Annotated in this window: 17 protein-coding genes; 15 read left to right on the top strand and 2 right to left on the bottom strand. The window is 61.1% G+C overall.

What is annotated here, in order from left to right; genetic code table 11:
• Positions 1 to 43: 43 nt before the first annotated feature.
• From V0R37_RS14715 to V0R37_RS14670, 10 genes are read left to right on the top strand one after another with little or no spacing between them, the layout of a single operon-like run.
• On the top strand, positions 44 to 1,630 hold the full coding sequence (locus tag V0R37_RS14715) for an ABC transporter substrate-binding protein (protein ID WP_420375234.1): 1,587 nt from the start codon (positions 44 to 46) through the stop codon (positions 1,628 to 1,630).
• Between the two features lie 14 nt (positions 1,631 to 1,644).
• Positions 1,645 to 2,601 carry an ABC transporter permease gene (locus V0R37_RS14710; protein WP_420375233.1) on the top strand — a complete coding sequence of 319 codons (957 nt, stop codon included), beginning with the start codon at positions 1,645 to 1,647 and terminating at the stop codon, positions 2,599 to 2,601.
• 7 nt (positions 2,602 to 2,608) lie between these two features.
• Entirely contained in the window at positions 2,609 to 3,490 is an 882-nt protein-coding gene (locus tag V0R37_RS14705; RefSeq protein ID WP_420375232.1) for an ABC transporter permease, read from the top strand.
• A complete protein-coding gene (locus V0R37_RS14700; RefSeq protein ID WP_420375231.1) occupies positions 3,487 to 4,524 on the top strand; it encodes an ABC transporter ATP-binding protein in 1,038 nt (345 codons plus the stop codon). The genes V0R37_RS14705 and V0R37_RS14700 overlap by 4 nt, the downstream gene beginning before the upstream one ends.
• Complete coding sequence (locus V0R37_RS14695) at positions 4,521 to 5,486, top strand: ABC transporter ATP-binding protein (protein WP_420375230.1); 966 nt, start codon at positions 4,521 to 4,523, stop codon at positions 5,484 to 5,486. The genes V0R37_RS14700 and V0R37_RS14695 overlap by 4 nt, the downstream gene beginning before the upstream one ends.
• A 29-nt stretch (positions 5,487 to 5,515) precedes the next feature.
• Positions 5,516 to 6,784 carry an amino acid deaminase gene (locus V0R37_RS14690; protein ID WP_420375229.1) on the top strand — a complete coding sequence of 423 codons (1,269 nt, stop codon included), beginning with the start codon at positions 5,516 to 5,518 and terminating at the stop codon, positions 6,782 to 6,784.
• Between the two features lie 8 nt (positions 6,785 to 6,792).
• Positions 6,793 to 7,680 (top strand): MurR/RpiR family transcriptional regulator, encoded by an 888-nt coding sequence (locus V0R37_RS14685; protein WP_420375228.1) that lies wholly within the window; start codon positions 6,793 to 6,795, stop codon positions 7,678 to 7,680.
• A 14-nt stretch (positions 7,681 to 7,694) separates the two neighbouring features.
• On the top strand, positions 7,695 to 9,200 hold the full coding sequence (locus V0R37_RS14680; protein ID WP_420375227.1) for an N-acyl-D-amino-acid deacylase family protein: 1,506 nt from the start codon (positions 7,695 to 7,697) through the stop codon (positions 9,198 to 9,200).
• Position 9,201: 1 nt separating this feature from the next.
• Positions 9,202 to 10,134, top strand: coding sequence for a 2-dehydro-3-deoxygalactonokinase (locus tag V0R37_RS14675; RefSeq protein ID WP_420375226.1), 933 nt, complete (start codon positions 9,202 to 9,204; stop codon positions 10,132 to 10,134).
• Between the two features lie 34 nt (positions 10,135 to 10,168).
• Positions 10,169 to 10,825, top strand: a complete 657-nt coding sequence (locus V0R37_RS14670) for a 2-dehydro-3-deoxy-6-phosphogalactonate aldolase (protein ID WP_420375225.1) — start codon at positions 10,169 to 10,171, stop codon at positions 10,823 to 10,825.
• An 8-nt stretch (positions 10,826 to 10,833) separates the two neighbouring features.
• Here the strand turns inward: V0R37_RS14670 and V0R37_RS14665 are convergent, their stop codons facing one another.
• Together V0R37_RS14665 and V0R37_RS14660 are read right to left on the bottom strand one after the other, a co-directional pair.
• Positions 10,834 to 11,520: a DUF4276 family protein gene (locus V0R37_RS14665; RefSeq protein WP_420375224.1), complete on the bottom strand. Its 687-nt coding sequence runs from the start codon at positions 11,518 to 11,520 to the stop codon at positions 10,834 to 10,836.
• A complete protein-coding gene (locus V0R37_RS14660) occupies positions 11,517 to 12,644 on the bottom strand; it encodes an AAA family ATPase (protein WP_420375223.1) in 1,128 nt (375 codons plus the stop codon). The genes V0R37_RS14665 and V0R37_RS14660 overlap by 4 nt, the downstream gene beginning before the upstream one ends.
• A 289-nt stretch (positions 12,645 to 12,933) precedes the next feature.
• Here V0R37_RS14660 and leuC point away from each other — a divergent pair, with 289 nt between their 5' ends.
• From leuC to V0R37_RS14635, 5 genes are all read left to right on the top strand, one after another.
• A complete protein-coding gene (gene leuC / locus V0R37_RS14655; RefSeq protein WP_420375222.1) occupies positions 12,934 to 14,337 on the top strand; it encodes a 3-isopropylmalate dehydratase large subunit in 1,404 nt (467 codons plus the stop codon).
• Positions 14,338 to 14,346: 9 nt separating this feature from the next.
• Positions 14,347 to 14,997, top strand: a complete 651-nt coding sequence (gene leuD, locus V0R37_RS14650; protein ID WP_420375221.1) for a 3-isopropylmalate dehydratase small subunit — start codon at positions 14,347 to 14,349, stop codon at positions 14,995 to 14,997.
• 111 nt (positions 14,998 to 15,108) lie between these two features.
• The gene (gene leuB / locus V0R37_RS14645) at positions 15,109 to 16,185 is read left to right on the top strand and encodes a 3-isopropylmalate dehydrogenase (RefSeq protein WP_420375220.1); all 1,077 of its coding nucleotides are present in this window, start codon (positions 15,109 to 15,111) and stop codon (positions 16,183 to 16,185) included.
• Positions 16,186 to 16,233: 48 nt separating this feature from the next.
• Positions 16,234 to 17,364: an aspartate-semialdehyde dehydrogenase gene (gene asd, locus V0R37_RS14640; RefSeq protein WP_420375219.1), complete on the top strand. Its 1,131-nt coding sequence runs from the start codon at positions 16,234 to 16,236 to the stop codon at positions 17,362 to 17,364.
• Between the two features lie 59 nt (positions 17,365 to 17,423).
• Positions 17,424 to 19,376 carry a FimV/HubP family polar landmark protein gene (locus V0R37_RS14635; RefSeq protein WP_420375218.1) on the top strand — a complete coding sequence of 651 codons (1,953 nt, stop codon included), beginning with the start codon at positions 17,424 to 17,426 and terminating at the stop codon, positions 19,374 to 19,376.
• Positions 19,377 to 19,384 lie beyond the last annotated feature (8 nt).

Here is a 19,384-nt window from a genome sequence, read left to right as displayed (position 1 = left end):
ATATAGCATCTTATTTGTAATTTTATTACTACATGGTGCCATCATGCAATTATCCTGTCTTAACGGTAACCCGGTGCTTGTTGAGCGCCACAATCCCTTGCGCCGAAAGGTATTGCTTGCGGGCGCCCTGGGCGCGTCGACCGTGGCGCTGGGAGGCAACAAGGCATTCGCCGCCGGCGGCCAATCGGCCAGCCTGGCCATGATAGGCGATCCGCAAACCCTGGATCCCATGCTGACCACGGCGGACCTGGTCGGCACCATCATGCAGCATGTCTACGAGCCGCTGTATACCTTCGACGCCAACTGGAATGTCGTTCCCATGCTGGCTTCGTCCATGCCCGCGATTTCGGACGATGGCAAGGTATTCGAGATCGAGCTGCGCGAGAACGTTCCTTTTCATGATGGTTCCATCCTGAGCGCCGACGATGTGATTGCCTCGCTGGAGCGCTGGACCCGGATATCGCCGCGCGGCAAGGCGGTTGCCAAGGAGATCGCGCAAATCGCAAAGGTCTCGCCTTCGAAGATAGCCATACATTTGAACAACCGGTATGCGCCTTTGCTGGCTCAATTGGCGTTTCCTTCCGGCATGGCGGCCATCATGCCGAAAAGCACCATTGCCGACCAGATGGCCAGCTTCATAGGAACCGGGCCTTATAAATTGAAAGAGCGGCGCCCGGACCAATACACCATACTGGATCGCTTCGATTCGTATGCCGCCCGCGGGGAAGAGCCCAGCGGCTTCGGCGGACGGCGCACGGCGGCCATCAAGGAGCTGCGGTTTGTGCCCGTGCCCGATTCCAACACGCGTGTGGCGGGCGCCATGGCGGGGCAGTTCGCCTATGCCGATTTGCTGCCGGTGGAATCCGTGGGGCGACTGGAGCGTGCCGGAGAAGGCATCGTTCCCATCATTGCCAAGAATTTCGGTTTTGCCTACATGGTGTTCAACACCAAGGAAGGCACCTTGCAAAGCCAGGCCATGCGCCAGGCGGTGCAAACGGCTATCGGCGCTGAAGAGTTGATGGCCGCCGCCTTCGGCGATCCCCGCTTCTTCATTGTGGAGCCCAATTTCTTCCCCAAGGGCACGCCTTATTATTCCGATGCCGGCGCCGGCCGTTACAACAACAACGATCCCAAGAAGGCGGCGGAACTGGCCAAGAAGGCCGGCTACGACAACAAGCCGATACCGATTCTTGCCAGCCGCCAGTACGAATTCCACTACAACATCGCCATGGTGCTGGTCGAACAGTTCAAGCGCGCCGGCCTGGCCGCCGATTTGCAGGTGGTCGACTGGGCCACTTTGCTTCAGCGCCGCAACGACCCGAAGGTATGGGACATCTACATAACCCACTCCGGCCTGTTTCCGGAACCCATCCTGTCGCCGCCGCAATTGGGATCCGACGCGCCGGGCTGGTGGGAATCGCCCGAAAAAGCTGCCGCGATCAAGGCATTCAATGAAGAGGTGGACCTGGCCAAGCGCGGGCCGCTGTGGGGGCAGGTGCAGGCCGTGGTGTACGAACAAGTGCCTTTTGTCGAGCTGGGCAAGTTCAACAGCCTGTCGGCGCGCTCCAGCCGCTTGCAGGGTTTCATGCCCAGCGCCTGGCCGTTCTTCTGGAACACCAGGCTGGCCTGAGAGAAGCTGCCCGAATGCTGTCCTCCATCAAGATACTGCTTGTCCGACTGCTGGGCGCATGCGTCGTGTTGCTGATCGTGGCCGTGCTGGTTTTCCTGCTGGTGCATATGGCCTCCGGCGATCCCATTGCGGTGCTGCTGGGCGACCAGGCCACGGCGGCCGACATCGCCCAGGTGCGTGCGCGGTACGGCCTTGACCGGCCTTTGCCCACGCAGTTCTTCCTGTGGCTGGGCCAGGTTCTTGCCGGGAATTTGGGTACATCCATTTTTCTTCAGCAACCAGTGGCCGAGGTCTTGCTGGAAAGGGCGGAACCCACGATATTGCTGGCCTTGTTTTCCGTTGCGATCGCAAGCTGCATAGGCGTGCCTTGCGGCGCGCTGGCGGCCGTTTGGCGGGGTTCGCGGACGGACCAGGCGGTCAGCGCCATCGCCATGCTGGCGGCCAGCGTGCCCAGCTTCTGGATGGGCCTTATCCTTATTCGCGTCTTTGCCGTTCAGTTGGGCTGGTTCCCCGCTTCAGGCTACGGCCCGCCCGACGCGGGCCTGGCGCAGCGCATGGTGCATCTGGCATTGCCGTCGGTGGTGCTGGGCGTACTGAATTCGGCGCTCATCATCCGTTTCACGCGTGCCTCCATGCTGGACACGCTGGGCGAGGATTATGTGCGCACCGCCAGGGCCAAGGGTTTGTCCGAGACCGTCATCATGGTCAAGCATGTCATGAAGAACGCGCTGATTCCCATCGTCACGGTCATCGGACTGACGATGGCGCTGATGATAGGCGGCACCGTCGTCACCGAAACGGTATTCAATTTGCCGGGAGTGGGCGGGTTGGTGGTGCGCGCGGTCCTGCGCCGGGACTATCCAGTTATCCAGGGCACCTTGCTGGTGGTGGCATTCATCTATGTGCTGATCAATTTTTTCATTGATTTTTTATATACGGTAATCGATCCTCGGATCAGGTTGCGAAAGTAGGCTTGCGATGTCTTCCATTCTTCCGGACGCCGGCATCCGGCCGCCACCCAGCCGATTCAGTTATCTGGCCGGCCGCTATTTTTCGCGCCGCATCGTGCTGGCGGCCAGTGTGGTGCTGATTGCCGTCGTCGCGGTGTCCGTGGGCATCTCCTGGTTTTCGGGGGCGGACCCCAGCGCGGTTTCCATCATGCAGCGCCTGAAGGCGCCATCGCTGTCGCATTGGGCGGGCACGGACCATCTGGGGCGGGACGTATTCCTGCGCATGGCCTATGGAGGCCGCTATTCGTTGACCATAGGCGTGGTGACCGCCCTGGGCGCGGTGATCCTGGGTACGGTGCTGGGCATGGTCGCGGGCTACTTTCGCCTGGCCGATGCCCCCATCATGCGCGTGGTCGACGCGATGATGGCCTTTCCCGATATTCTGCTGGGCATCGCGCTGGTGGCAATACTGGGACCGTCGTTGTGGAACGTGGTGCTGGCGCTGGTCATCGTCTATACCCCGCGCGTTGCCCGGGTGGCGCGCGCTTCGACGCTCGTCTTGCGAGACCTGCTGTATGTGGATGCCGCAAGGGCGATCGGGACGCCGACCTGGAAGATTCTTTACATGCATATCCTGCCCGGCTTGATCTCGCCCATCCTGGTCCAGTTGACCTTCATATTCGCCTACGCCATCCTGGCCGAAGCGGGGCTTTCCTTTCTGGGTGTGGGCGTCCCGCCCTCCATTCCCACCTGGGGAACCATGATTGTCGGCAGCCTGAACTATTCGGACCAGGCTTTCTGGACCATTGTCTATCCCGGCCTGGCCATCGTCATCACGGCGCTTTCGCTGCAGCTCGTGGGCGATGGCATACGCGATTGCCTGGATCCCAAGCTGAAGGCGGCGGTATGACGACGCGGGCCGATACCGGCATACCTCGCATACAGGTCGAATCGCTGTCGACCTCCTTTCTATCCGACCGTGGACGCATACAAAGCGTGTCCGACGTATCGTTTTCGATTCCAGCGGGCACCACGCTGGCGCTGGTCGGCGAATCCGGATCGGGCAAGTCCGTGACCAGCCTTAGCCTGATGGGCCTGCACGCCAAGACCTCGCATCCACACGTCGGCGGCAAGGCGCTATTTCTGCGCCGCAACGGCCAACGCGTCAGCCTGTTTGATTTGTCGGAGCGCGAGTTTCGCGCCTTGCGGGGCAATGAGATGGCTATGATCTTCCAGGAACCCATGACCAGCTTGAATCCCCTGTTGACGGTGGGAGAGCAGATCGCCGAGTCGACGCGGCTGCACTTGGGGTACGGCCGCGCGCAGGCCTGGGCGCATGCGCAGCGCATGCTGGACATGGTCGAGATACCGGCCGCCTCGCGGCGGGTCGGAGAGTATCCGCATGAGCTTTCAGGCGGTATGCGCCAGCGCGTGATGATTGCCCTGGCCATGGCCTGTTCGCCTACGCTTTTGATCGCGGATGAGCCGACCACGGCCCTGGATGTGACGATACAGGCCCAGGTACTGGCCCTGATAGGGCGCCTGCGGCAAGAGACCGGCATGAGCGTCCTGTTCATCACCCACAACCTGGGCGTGGTGGCCCAGTATGCCGACGAGGTGGCCGTCATGTATGCGGGCAGGATCGTCGAGTCGGGCAGTGTGGAGCGCCTGTTTGCAAGGCCCGCGCATCCCTATACGCGGGCCTTGCTGGATTGCCTGCCCGCGATGGCCAGGAAGTCGAGCCGGCGCGACGGGCCGACAGGGCGGCGGCTTGCGGCGATAGCGGGGCAGGCTCCAAGCCCCTACGACATGCCCTCGGGTTGCGCCTTCAGCCCGCGTTGCGCCCTGGCCGATGAATACTGCCGCAGCTCCGCGCCGCCACTGGAGCCGCTGTCCGGCGAAGACAGCGTGCGCTGCTTCAAGGCCGGGGGAGGGGGCCTATGAGCAAACGGAAAACATTGATCGAGCTGCGCGGGCTGAGCAAGACCTTTGGCTCGTCCGCGTCGCCGATTCAGGCGGTCAGCGGCGTCGGCTTTTCTATACTCAAAGGCGAGACCGTTGGCCTGGTGGGCGAATCGGGGTCGGGCAAGACGACCATAGGACGCATGCTGAGCCGGTTGACGGATCCCAGCGCGGGACAGATGCTTTACTACGGCGGCCCGGAGGAAGCGGATCTGGCCACGCTAAGCCAGCGCCAGTATCGGCCCTTGCGCGCGCAGATACAGGTCGTATTCCAGGACCCCTATGCCAGCTTGAATCCGCGCATGCGCGTACGCCGTATTCTTGCCGAGGCCCTGGACGCGCATGGCCTGGCCAGAGGCGCCGCGCGCCTGCCGCGCATTTACGAGCTGTTGCGGCAGGTAGGCCTGAACGAGGAGCAGGCGGAGCGCTTTCCGCATGAGTTCTCCGGCGGGCAGCGCCAGCGCATCGGCATTGCGCGGGCGCTGGCGGTCGAGCCGGAGTTCATCATTGCGGACGAACCGCTTTCGGCGCTGGATGTATCGATACAGGCGCAGGTCATCAATCTTCTGGGCGAGATCAAGGAACGGCTCGGCTTGACGATGCTTTTCATTTCGCATGATCTGGATGTGGTGGAATACCTGTGCGACCGTGTGGTGGTGCTTTACCTGGGCCGCGTGGTGGAGATTGCGCCGACCCAGGCACTGTATGCGCAGCCCCGCCATCCATACACCCAGGCTCTGTTGGCGGCCTCGCCCGTGCCCGACCCGCGGGCGCCGCGCCCGGCGAACTTGCTGGAAGGCGATTTGCCCAGCCCCGCCAACCCTCCATCCGGTTGCGTGTTCAGGACGCGGTGTCCACTGGCCGAGGCCAGGTGCGCCCAGGCCGGCATGGAGCTGCGCCAGCACGGTGAAGGCCATTGGCAGGCATGCTGGCGCAGTTATTGAGTAATCCGAAAGTACAAGGCAGAACGAACATGAAGCAAAAGAACTATCTGGATTCCGGCAACAAGGGCTACCCGCCCAGTGCGCCGCCTTGCCTTGCGGATGAAGTGGGGCAATACGGCTGGAATCTGTTCGACGACGACCTGCCGTATCCCATGGCGGTCATCAGGCAGGCCGAGCTGGAGCACAACCTGAGGTGGATGCAGGCCTATGCGAAAGAGCAGGGCGTGTTCATCGCGCCGCATGGCAAGACCACGATGTCGCCGCAACTGTTCCAGCGTCAACTGGATGCGGGCGCCTGGGGGCTTACTTTTGCGACGGTATTCCAGGTGAATGCCGGCCTGGAGGCGGGTGCGCGGCGCATTATCATCGCCAACCAGGTGGTCGGCGACGCCGACCTGGATGCCTTGCTATACATGCGGACCCGCGACCCGGAACTGCGCATATGGTTTCTGGTGGATTCTCTGGCGCAGGTCGAACAGATCGAGTCATGGGCGCATCGCCGCCAAACGGACATTGCGTTCGACTGTCTGCTGGAGATCGGAATTTCCGGTCAGCGTACCGGGTGCCGGACGCTTGAGCAGGCGGTCGAGCTGGCCGGGCGCATCAAGGAGTCGGATTCGCTGGTCTTGGGCGGGATAGAGTGCTATGAAGGCGGCCTGGCCCGATGCGACAGCGTGCGTGATAGCGAAGAAGTCGGCGCGCTGATGGAACGGGTCGAGCGCATTGCCCGGGATTGCGACAGGCTGGCATTGTTCGAGGATAAGGAGATCATTGTTAGCGCGGGGGGTTCCGCGGTGTTCGACCTTGTCGTGCCGGGCCTGAAGCTGTCCTTGTCCAAGCCGGTGGCGGGCATCCTGCGTTCGGGCTGCTACGTGACCCATGATCATGATTTTTATTCCGGGATGCTGCGCAAAGTCGAGCAGCGCCAGGGCCTCAGGGCCAGCCTGATGCCGGCGCTGGAAGTCTGGAGCATGGTGCAGTCGGTGCCCGAGCCCGGCCTGGCGATACTCAGCTGCGGCAAGCGCGATGTGTCTTACGACCTCTCCCTGCCAGTGGTGACCCACTATTCTCCGCAGGGCAGCCATGCCAGGACCGTTGCGCCGGTGGGCTGGGCCATATCGGCCCTGAATGACCAGCATGCCTACTTGAAGATATCGGCCGGCGCCCCTCATCCCAAAGTCGGGGACAGGGTCATCCTGGGTATTTCGCATCCCTGCACCACTTTCGACAAATGGACGTGGTTGCCGCTGATCGACGAGGCGGGGCGCGTTGTCTCCGCCGTGACCACACGCTTCTAGGAGGCCGCATGGCAACGCCATCTTCTTCTTCCGGCTTGCTGCGCCAGTTGCACGAGGCGCTGGAACATGTATCCAAGGCGCAGCAGCGCGTCCTGCTGGTCATTCTTAAAGATCCCGCCGCCATCGTGAATGGCACGATAGAACAGATTGCCACAGCGGCCCAGGTATCGATGCCCTCCGTCATACGGACTTTCCGGCACTTCGGCTACGGCAGTTTTCGCGACTTCATGGTGGCGCTGGCCCAGGACCTGGCGGTGTCGAACCACCATTTTCATCGCAGCGTTTCGATCGGCGATTCATCACCCGACGTGGTCAGCAAAATCGTGCGCAGCGCGATTTCCTCGCTCGCCGAACTGGGCCGCCATCTGGACGTGGACGTCCTGGACGGGGTGGCGCGGAAAATCGTCGACGCCAGCCGCGTCGATTGCTATTCGGTCGGCGCCACCTCGGCCTTCATGTCCCAGGAACTGCAAACCCGTTTGTTCCGCCTGGGAATCAATGCCAATGCATTCTCCGATCCTCATCAGCAGTTGATCTCGGCCAGTTCCCTGGACGAGAAAGGGATCGCTTTCGTCATTTCGCATGTGGGCAGCATGCCTTTTGTGCTGGAGGCCGCGCAGCTGGCCAAGAGCCGAGGGGCCACGGTGGTGGCATTGACTCAGGCCGGCACGCCCCTGGCGGTGAAGGCCGACCTGACGATAGCCGTGTCGGTGCCGCAGGATGCCGTCATGAGGGTCAGCACCGAGGCCTATCTGGCCCATTTACTGGTGATCGAGATATTGACGGTGTGCGTTGCGCAGAAGCTGGGACCCGACACCATCGAGAAACTGAAGCAGATCAAACAGGTGCTTGAGCAGCATGGCATAGACAGCGCGCTGCATACGGATATTTATTGAGTTCAAAGGTTGTTATGAGTTTGACGCAAGCGGATGGCGGAGCCGGCCGTATCGATGTACTGCGCAACGGAATGGTGTATGACGGGTCGGCGGCCGATGGAGCGCCGGGCGACGTCTGGATACAGGGCGGCAGATTGCTGGCCGTCCTGCCCTCGGGGGCTCCTCCTCTCTTGCCGTCGGAATCGGCCGGGGCGGCAGACCGCGTCATCCACGATTGCACCGGCATGGTGATCGCTCCGGGTTTCATCGATGTCCATACGCATGATGACGCCGTCGTCCTCGACCATCCCGACATGCTGCCCAAGCTGTCGCAGGGCGTTACCACGGTGGTTACTGGAAACTGCGGTATTTCGCTGGTGCCCATCGTGACCGACAGGCCGGCGGCCCCCTTGTCCCTGCTGGGCGCCCGGCAGTTCCGCTTCGAATCGCTGCGGGCTTATCGCCAGGCCATAGACCAGTCCCCGCCCGGCGTCAACGTGGCTGCCCTGATCGGCCACACCGCCTTGCGCATGCATGCCATGGACAATCTGGACAGGCCGGCTTCGGCCGCCGAGACGGCCGCCATGAGCCGGATGCTGGACGACGCCATGCGCGCGGGCGCCCTGGGCATGTCCTCCGGCGTGTTCTACCGGCAGGCATATGCGGCCGATATCAACGAGCTTTCCGCGCTGGTCAAGGTCGTGGCCGGGCACGGCGGGGTTTATGCCACCCATGTGCGGGACGAATTGCGCGGCATCGTCCAGGCCATCGAGGAAGCGGCCCTGACGGCGCGCATGGCCGGCGCCCCGCTGGTGCTTTCGCATCACAAGTGCGCGGGACCGGAGAACTGGGGCCGCACGGACGAGACCCTGCCGCTAATCGAGCGTCTTGCGCGCGAACAGCCGATAGCCATGGACGTGTATCCGTATACGGCGGGCTCCACCGTCCTGCGGGAAGACCTGGTGGATGGCGTGATCGATATCCTGATAACCGGCAGCGAAGCGCACCCGGAAATGATAGGCCGCTATCTGAAGGATGTTGCCGCGCTTTGGGGCATCACGCAGAAGCAGGCCTGCCAGCGGCTGCAGCCGGGCGGCGCCTGCTATTTCCAGATGCGCCAGGATGACGTCGATCGCGTGGTGACGCATCCGCTGTCCATGATCGGGTCCGATGGCCTGCCGCATGACACGCATCCGCATCCCCGCCTGTGGGGCGCCTTCCCCCGGGTGCTGGATCAATACTGGCGTATCAAGGGAACCTTGCCCATGGCGCAGGCCATCCATAAAATGACAGGCATGTCGGCAAGACGCTTCGGCCTTGGCGGGCGCGGCTTTCTGAAGCCCGGCTATTTTGCGGACGTGGTCGTCCTGGACCCGGACAAGGTGCGCGACCTGGCCACCTATGCCGAACCGGCCCAGTTCAGCCAGGGAATCGAACAAGTCTGGGTGAATGGCCGTCTTGCTTTCGTCGGCCGTGATAAAACCATCGCTGCAAGAGCCGGTCGATTTGTGGAGCGCAGCAACATGAAGGTCGCCAATTGAAATGTCCCACGCCACGCATTTGATCGCCCTGGATTGGGGCACCACATCGCTGCGCGCCGCCTTGATGGACGGCCAGGGCAACATCGTCGCTCAGGCCGATACGGACGACGGCATCATGGCCGTGGCCGGACAGGATTTCCAGGCGGTGTTCGATAGGGTGGCGGGCGCATGGCTGCGGGACCATCCCCAGGCGGCGGTGATGGCGGCGGGCATGGCGGGCAGCCGCCAGGGCTGGCGCGAGACGCCGTACCTGCCGTGTCCGGCAGGATTCCAGGAATTGGGCCAGGGGCTGGTCTGGTCCGCCAGGAATGGCGGTTCCATCGGTTTCGTGCCAGGCTTGTCCACCCGGCATGCCGGCGGCGCGCCCGACGTGATGCGGGGCGAGGAAACCCAGGTTTTCGGCGCATTGGACGCCCTGGGGGTCGACAACGGGATCTTTGTCCTGCCTGGCACGCACAGCAAATGGGTGCAGGTGGAAAACCGCCGCATCCGCGATTTCCATACCTATATGACCGGCGAGGTCTTCGCCTTGCTCAGGCAGCATTCCATCCTGTCGCGCACCATGCCCCAGGGTCCTCCGGTTTCATGGGAGGAAGGGCGGGCCGGTTTTTCCGCCGGCTGCGCGCTGGCGGCCGAGGGCGCCTTGCTGCACAATCTGTTTTCCGTGCGGGCGCGAAGCCTGCTTGGAGGGCTGGCCAGCGAACTTGCTCCGGACTACCTGTCCGGCCTGCTGATCGGAGAGGAAATCCGCGAGGCTCTTGCCTTGCTGGAAGCTGATGCGCCGCAGCATATCCACCTGGTGTGCAAGCCGGTATTGCTCGAGCGCTACCAAGAGGCGCTTTCCGTTTTCGGGCTGACGGGCTCGGGCTGTCCTGAACAGGCAAGCTATCTTGGCATGCTGGCCATAGCGCGCCATCTGGGCCTGACGGCCTGACGGCGCAAGCGCGCAATCCTTTACTGGAATGAAGATGCAAATAGACGCTTATCTGGACGAATTCCCGCTGATCGCCATTTTCCGCGGCGTCACCCCCGAAGAGGTGGTGTCCGTGGCCGAAGGCGTGGTGGAGGCCGGCTTCCGCATTCTTGAAGTGCCCTTGAATTCGCCGCGCCCGCTGGACAGCATAGCGCTACTGGCCGACAGGTTTCCCGATCTGCTGGTGGGCGGGGGGACCGTCATGTCGCCGGTCGACGCCATGGCGATCGCGCAGGCGGGCGGCAAGCTGGTGCTGATGCCGCACAGCGATCCCGCGGTCGTGCGCCAGGCCAAGCAGTCGGGCTTGCTGTGCGTACCGGGGGTGGCGACGCCGACCGAGGCCTTCGCCGCGCTGGCCAACGGCGCCGACGCCCTTAAGCTTTATCCGGCGGAGCAGATTGCGCCGTCCGTGGTCAAGGCCTGGCGCGCGGTCCTGCCCTTGAATCATCGCTTATTGCCTGTGGGGAGCATACGGCCGGACACCATGGCCGATTACCTGCGTGCCGGCGCGAACGGCTTCGGCCTGGGCTCCGCCCTGTATAAGCAGGGCATGCCGGCCCCCGAGGCCGCCCGCAATGCCCGGGCCTTCGCGCAAGCGCTGGCGGAATTGCGCACGCAAGGCCTGTTGCCCGGGGGCGGCAAGGCCGGATAATTGGAAGACTACTGTTCCTTCGGCTCTATCTTACCCAAGGTTTCGATACGTTTTAGCCAGTGATCAAAACGTGGGCATTCGGCTCGGATGGTGGCCACACCAATCTCAATAGCGGCCAGCGACCCGTGTAAAGGCTTCTCATATCCTTTGTACAAGGCCTGAATGCGCTTTCCGGGAGCTGTGTTGGGGCTGTCGTTGATGTCTTCGGGTGTATCAAAAGCATTACGAATGCGCTGGAACTGCCCCTCTAAAGCAGGTTGGTTGATACCCAACGCAAGGTGATTCGGAGCGCTAAATAACAAGCCTTCGAATTCATACATTTGAATGTATGGAATAAAACGGCGCATTGCTTTTGACCCCAACTTTTCTTGCAATTGAGCCGTCATGGCAGTCAGCAGAGCATCCGCTTTTTCATTCATCGAGCTCTTGGTTCTCGCTTCCATCTTGCCGGGAAACTCTTCTGGAAGTCCGTAAAAGTCGAAGAATGTAGTGCAATAGGCTTGCTGGTCACCCAATAATCGGTTTCTTACGTCCGTTAATAAGCGTTGGAAACGAAAATTACCTCCTTTGTGTCCCGGTTTTCCGATGAGGGCAGGGTTCAAATAGATATTTTTCTTCTCTAAAGACTCTGCAAGCACTTCTTTGATAAACATCTCTTCAGTCTGGCCTTCGCAAATAACATGAACGCGTATCATCTGCGCGGCCTCCCACCGAAGATATTCTTCTCCCAAAGCTCACCGATGGAATAGTCTTCCAGCCAAGTTTCGAATTCAGCTTCTTCCAGGCGTTGAAAAACGGTATCGCCGTCTTTACGATCAACGATGATGAGTTCATCGACGGAGAACTCGTTTACCAGCGGTACGGATTGCGTGGAAACAATGACTTGCATGCGGGTCGAGGCCGAACGCAGCAACGAACCTAGCAAAGTAATGGCGTAGGGATGCAAACCCAATTCCGGTTCGTCAATAATGATGGTTGAAGGAGGATCGGGTTGCAGCAGGGCCGCGACTAGACATATAAAGCGAATTGAGCCATCCGACAACTGGCTGGGCCAAAAAATATAATCGCTGTCTTTTTGCCGCCAAGTCAAGTTGATGACTTCCTCCTGGGTTTTCAGGGCAACAGGCTGGAGACGGAAATCATCAAAAAAAGGAATTGCAAGCTGGATGGTTTTGCGAATTTCGTTGTAGATGTCCGGCTCTTCATTAAGCAGCCGGTATAGATAAGCCGCTAAGTTGGATGCGTCTGGGCTAAGGTGTTTATTGATATGTGCCGGCCCATATCTTTTAACGCCAGCTTGATCGCTGGTGTCATGGAAATGGAAAACCTTCCAACTTGAAATCGATTCATAGCAATAGGCTGCAGTGTCATTTTTCCATGAGGCACTGAGGTTTTTTGATAGGTAATAGTCTTTCAGCTTGGATTCTGTGTGTCCGCTGCCCAGATTGACCCAGCTTTCCCCATAATACGGGCCGTCGAAGAAGAGTTTTTCATTCGTGAATACGAAATCGCCATCGACTGTTGTCTCTAGTTCAAACTTGTAGCCATTCAAGCCGAATGTAATGAATGATTCGACTTTGTCTGTTTCTTTTATGCCAAAACTGACGATACGGTCCGCGGAACCCTGTTGAGTAGTCCATTTCTGTAGACGTTGCTCCATCATTTGGTTGAGCATGCTGAAATAAGACACAAAACTACTCTTCCCGGCTCCGTTGGCACCGAGCAATACATTCAGTGCGCCCAGATTAAGGGTGTTTAAATTCCTGATCGATTTGAAGCCTTTGATGGTAAGGGTGTCGATCCTGGTCTTTTTACTCATCGGGTTTTGTCCCTTGCACTGCATTTCTTTTGAGTGTGAAGTGGTGGTAGTTAATATGATCACCTACTTTACCGCCGTACTGCTGTCCTGGTTCGTACCGTAGGATGGATTCGACATGCTTGTTGCGATCTTTATCCTATAAACGGATTCTTGCCGAGCCAATCATAACGCACAGCCAGCCTACAAGGTGTCACTGTGTATACCAGTATAAGCACTTGTCTTGTACCGGGTTAACAAGGTGGCATAATTGATCCAAGGCTTTTCCGTTTACTTCTCCTAAGGGCTCACCATGGCACAAACCCTGTACGACAAACTTTGGGATGCGCACGTTGTGCATCAAGAGTCGGACGGCACCTGTTTGCTGTATATCGACCGTCATCTGGTTCACGAAGTCACCAGCCCTCAGGCGTTCGAAGGCCTGACTCTGGCCGGGCGCAAGCCATGGCGGATCGGAGCCAATCTGGCCGTGGCCGACCATAATGTGCCGACCACGGACCGCAATCAAGGCATACAAGACCCCATTTCGCGCCTGCAGGTCGATACGCTGGACGCCAATTGCGAAAAATACGGCATTACCGAATTCCGCATGAACGACTTGCGCCAGGGCATCGTGCACATCATCGGTCCCGAGCAGGGCGCGACCCTGCCGGGCATGACGGTGGTTTGCGGCGACTCCCACACCAGCACTCACGGCGCGCTGGGCACGCTGGCTTTCGGCATCGGCACCTCCGAGGTCGAGCACGTGCTGGCCACCCAGACGCTGCTCATGAAAAAGAACAAGAACATGCTGATCAAGGTCGAAGGCGAATTGCCTTTCGGCTGCACGGCCAAGGACCTGGTCCTGTATGTCATCGGAAAGATAGGCACGGCCGGCGGCACGGGCTATGCCATCGAGTTCGGCGGCAGCACGGTGCGGGCCTTGTCGGTGGAAGGACGCATGACGGTCTGCAATATGGCCATCGAAGCGGGCGCCCGTTCGGGCATGGTGGCCGTCGATCAGAAGACCATCGATTACTTCCGCGGCCGCCCGTATGCGCCATCCGGCGCCTTGTGGGATCAGGCCGTGCAGTACTGGAGCACCCTGCATTCCGATCCGGGCGCCAAGTTCGACCGGGTGGTCGAGATCAATGCCCGCGAAATAAGCCCCCAGGTGTCATGGGGCACTTCGCCTGAAATGGTCTTGTCCGTGGAAGGGCGCGTACCCGATCCCGACAAGGAAAAAGACGACGTGCGCCGCGGCGGCATGGAACGCGCCCTGCAGTACATGGGCCTGAAGCCCAATACGCCGCTTACCGATATCAAGGTGGATCGCATCTTCATCGGTTCCTGTACCAATGCGCGTATTGAAGACCTGCGCGCCGCCGCCGTGGTGGCGCGCGGCAAGCGCGTGGCCTCGTCGGTCAAGCAGGCCATGGTGGTGCCCGGTTCGGGCCTGGTCAAGCGGCAAGCCGAACAAGAGGGCCTGGACAAGATATTCCTGGAAGCTGGTTTCGAATGGCGCGAGCCTGGTTGCTCGATGTGCCTGGCCATGAATGCCGATCGCCTGGAACCGGGCGAACGCTGCGCGTCGACCTCGAACCGGAATTTCGAAGGCCGCCAGGGCCAGGGCGGACGCACGCATCTGGTCAGCCCGGCCATGGCCGCGGCAGCCGCCATCGCGGGCCATTTTGTTGATGTACGAAATTTTCGATAGGAAGCCATCATGCAAGCATTCACCACCCATCATGGCCTGGTCGCGCCGCTGGACCGTGAAAACGTCGACACCGATCTGATCATTCCCAAGCAATTCCTGAAGTCCATTCAGCGTACGGGCTTTGGCCCCAACCTGTTCGACGAGCTGCGCTATCTGGATCACGGCGAGCCGGGCATGGACAATTCCAAGCGTCCGCTGAATCCCGATTTCGTGCTCAATCAGCCGCGCTACCAGGGCGCATCCATTTTGCTGGCCCGCAAGAATTTCGGCTGCGGCTCCAGCCGCGAGCATGCGCCCTGGGCTTTGACGCAGTACGGCTTTCGCGCCATTATCGCGCCGTCCTACGCCGACATCTTTTTCAATAACAGCTTCAAGAACGGTTTGCTGCCCATCGTGCTGCCCGAACTGCAGGTGGCGCGGCTGTTCGATGAAGTGAAGGCCTTTGCCGGCTACAAGCTGCGCATCGATCTGGAGCGCCAAGTGGTCATCGCACAAGACGACCGCGAACTGGCATTCGATATCGAACCCTTTCGCAAGCACTGCCTGCTCAACGGGCTGGACGAAATCGGGCTTACGCTGCAAAAAGCCGACGTTATCCGGGCTTTCGAGGCCGAACGGCTGGCGCGCCATCCATGGCTGGAAGCGCGTCCCATCGCCTAAGGACCGCCCGGTGCCCGCCGGGCTTCATTGATATCGACAAGGGCCGCGGCAACGCAGCCCTTTTTCTGTGTATGAGCCAGAGCCATGCACAACACTTATTCAGGAAAATCCATGACTTACAAGATTGCAGTATTGCCAGGCGACGGAATCGGCCCCGAGATCACTGAACAGGCCCTGCGGGTGCTGGGCGCCCTGGGCCTGGACCTCGATGCGCAAACCGCGCCCGTGGGCGGCGCCGCCTATGCCGCGCAAGGGCATCCGCTGCCGCCAGCCACGCTGGATCTGGCCAAGAACTCGGCGGCCATCCTGTTCGGCGCCGTGGGCGACTGGCAGTACGACAGCCTGCCGCGTGAATTGCGTCCCGAACAGGCCATCCTGGGCCTGCGCAAGGCGCTGGGCCTGTTTGCCAATCTGCGCCCGGCCATTTTGTATCCCCAACTGGCCAATGCCTCGTCCCTGAAGCCCGAGGTGGTCGCGGGCCTGGACATCCTGATTGTGCGTGAACTGACCGGCGACATTTATTTCGGCCAGCCGCGCGGCGTGCGCGAGGTGTCGGAAGGGCCGTTCAAGGGCCAGCGCCAGGGTTATGACACCATGCATTACGCCGAGTCCGAGGTTCGCCGGATTGCGCATGTCGCATTCCAGGCGGCGCAAAAGCGCGGCAAGCGGCTGTGCAGCGTGGACAAGGCCAATGTGCTGGAAACATCGCAGTTCTGGCGCGACATCATGATAGACGTGGCGAGCGAATACAGCGATGTTCAGCTGTCCCACATGTATGTGGACAATGCCGCCATGCAATTGGTGCGCGCTCCCAAGGAATTCGACGTCATCGTCACGGGCAATCTGTTCGGCGACATCCTGTCCGACGAAGCCGCCATGCTGACCGGCTCCATAGGCATGCTGCCCTCGGCCTCGCTCAATGCGTCCAATCAAGGTCTATACGAGCCCAGCCACGGCTCGGCGCCCGATATCGCCGGCAAGAACGTGGCCAATCCGCTGGCGACCATTTTGTCGGCCGCCATGCTGTTGCGCTATTCGCTGGACCAAGCCGCCCAGGCCGCCCGCATCGAGGCCGCCGTCCAGGCTGTTCTGGAGCAGGGTTTGCGTACCGCGGACATCTATGAAAGCGGCACGACCAAGGTTTCCACCAGCGAAATGGGCGACGCCGTCCTGAAAGCATTAAAATAATATTTCAGGACTTGATTTTTTACTTTATTTTTATTTAAGCGACTTAACATGAGCCAAGCAGTAGGTTTAGTCGGTTGGCGCGGCATGGTGGGTTCCGTCCTCATGCAGCGCATGCGCGACGAGAATGATTTTTCCCTTTTCCAGCCGGTGTTCTTTTCCACCAGCAATGCGGGCGGGGCGGCTCCCGCCTGGGCGGACGGCGCGGGCGCCTTGCAAGACGCCTACGACATCGAAGCGCTGAAAAAGCTTCCCATCATTCTTACCGCCCAAGGCGGCGACTACACCACGGCCGTGTACCCCAAGCTGCGCGCCGCCGGCTGGAACGGCATCTGGATCGACGCGGCCAGCACGCTGCGCATGGCCGATGACGCCATCATCGTGCTCGACCCGGTCAACCGTCCGGTGATCGATGCCGCCCTGAAGCGCGGCGTCAAGAACTACATTGGCGGCAATTGCACGGTAAGCTGCATGCTCATGGGTCTGGCTGGCTTGTTCAATCAGGACCTGATCCAGTGGATGAGCAGCATGACCTACCAGGCGGCGTCGGGCGGCGGGGCGCAGCACATGCGCGAACTGCTCACCCAATTCGGCCTGCTCAACAGCTCGGTCAAGCACCTGCTGGACGATCCAGCCTCCGCCATCCTGGAAATCGATAGGGGCGTCTTGCAGGCGCAGCAGGATCCCGGCCTGCCCCAGCAGCAGTTCGGCGTTCCGCTGGGCGGCAACCTGATTCCCTGGATCGACAAGGATCTGGGTAACGGCGTATCGCGCGAGGAATGGAAAGCCCAGGCTGAAACCAACAAGATCTTGGGACGGGGGGAATCCTTCGGCACCGCCGCGACGCCTATCGATGGCTTGTGCGTGCGTATCGGCGCCATGCGCTGCCACAGCCAGGCGCTGACCATCAAGCTCAAGCGCGACATTCCGCTGGACGAGATCACCGGCATTTTGCGCGAAGGCTCCAAATGGGCCAAAGTCATTCCCAACGAACGCGACGCCACCATGAAGCAACTGACCCCGGTTGCCGTGACCGGCACACTGGATATTCCTGTCGGCCGCCTACGCAAGATGTCCATGGGGCCGGAATATCTAAGTGCTTTTACGGTAGGAGATCAGCTACTATGGGGGGCGGCCGAACCGCTGCGCCGCATGTTGCGGATTACTTTGGGTGAACTCTAAAAATGCATATGTCCCGCTGTGTGTCGTCGTCTTCTGCGTTAGTCGTAAATACTAAACCTTTGGTCGGGGCACTGGCGGCGGCATTGCTGGCATGCTCCACATCGTATGCGGCAAGCTTCGGGCATTCGCGCGTCGTATCCGCGCTGGGCCAGCCCCTGCGCATCGATGTGCCCATCACCCAGCTCAGCCCCGACGACTTGCGCTCGCTGGCCGTAAGGCCGGCACCGGCGGCCGATTGGAAGCAGGCCGGACTGGTTCCGCCAGTCGATCTCGCCTCCTTGCAACTGCGGCTGATCGACGGCTACACACCGGGCACCAAGGTCTTGCAATTGCGCTCCAGCCAGGTCTTCGACCGTCCGGTGGCCGATTTGCTGCTGGATGTGCGCACCGCCTCCGGCCAGCAGCGCTATCAGGTCAGCCTGCTGACCCAGGCCGGACCGCAATCCCTGGCCGCGCAGCGCAGTTCGGCTTTGCGCGCCTCCGGCCAATCCGCGGGGGGGCAAGACGGCATTCAGCAGGTTCCGCAAAAGTCCATCCACGTCAAGCCGGGCGACACGATGTTCGCCATTGCGTTGCGCAATGCGGTCCCCGGCGTAAGCGTCTATCAGATGATGATCGCTCTTCAGCGAGCCAACCCGCAGGCTTTCATCCAGAACAACGTCAATCTGGTCAAGGCCGGCGCCACGCTTTCCATGCCTGGTATGGCCGCTCTCACGGCCATTTCCGACAAGGAAGCCCGCCGCATCTTCCAGAAGCAGGCGCAGGCCTTTGCCTTGTATCGTCAACGCCTGGCGGGCAGCACGCCCGCAGTTGGACAGGAAGCCGGCGCAGCCGCGTCGGGCACGGTATCGGCGGCCAGCCAGCCTTCGAGGCAAGAGCCCGCACAGGGACCGCAAGATCAATTGCGCCTGTCGGGTAGCAGCCAGGCCGCCCAGAGCGGGCGGACGGCCAACGCCGCGGCTGGCGGCTCGGGTTCCACGGGGGCCGCGGGCGATGCCGCCGCGCGGGCCGACGATCGCGTCGCCACCCGTAAAGGCATACAAGATTCCGAGCAGCGGGTTTCGCAGCTCGAAGAGAACGTCAAACATCTAAGCCAGGCACTGCAATCCCAGGGCGGAGCCGCGACGGACCTCGTCATTGGCGGCGCCAAGGGCCTGGGGCAGACGTTGTCCGATGCGGCCGACGCGGTAACTGGGTCCTCGTCCGGCACCTCCACGGCGAACCAGCCCGATGCGGCGGCCGATAAGGGCAAGAGCGGCGGCGCGGCCGGCACTTCATCGGAAGGGCAGGCGGGGCCGGGCTCCGGTACGGGCAATGGCGCTTCAAATAACGCTGCCCAAGAGGGCAGCGGGGCGGATAGCGCGGTAAATACGGAAAATGGCGCGGCGAACGGGTCTTCGACTGGCCAGGCCGGTTCCCAGGCGGCTGCGGAATCCGCCGGCGGCAAGAGCGAAGGCGATAAGGGCAACGGCATAAGCGCTGCAACGGACGGTTCGTCTTCGGCTGACAATGGCGCTGCCGCTCCGGCCGGATCGGGCCAAGGCGGGCCTGCGGCAACGGCCAGTCCGCCGGCCGGCCCGCAACCGGGCGCTCCGGCGGACGGCAAGGCCTCGCCGGGCGCCGCAACTGGCGGCCAGGCAGGAGCTTCGGCGGATAGCGGCTCGTCGGGCGATAAGGCAGGAAACGCGGCCGGCGCAGGGCCGGGCGCCGCGGGTAATACGAACAACGGCGCTTCGGCCGGCACCGACGGTGCGAATGGAGCGGCGCAAACCGATACAACAAAGGCGGGACAGACCGTGTCGTGGTTTCAAGAGCATATGCTGGGTGTCATCACCGGCATACTGGCATTCATTGTGTTGATCATCGCCTGGCTATTGCGCCGCGCCAATACCGGACGCGACGACGATAATCACGGCGTCATTACCGAGACCATGGTCAAGGAAAAGCTCGAGCAGATCAATCTCGATCTGGAGCAGGACCCGTCCCCAGGCTCTCGTTCAGGCAGAAGCTAGGGCCCGAA

Source organism: Pollutimonas rozaliensis, from assembly GCF_048751585.1.
In the GTDB taxonomy this organism is placed as follows: Bacteria; Pseudomonadota; Gammaproteobacteria; order Burkholderiales; family Burkholderiaceae_B.
This window is presented reverse-complemented; position numbering and strand designations above follow the sequence as displayed.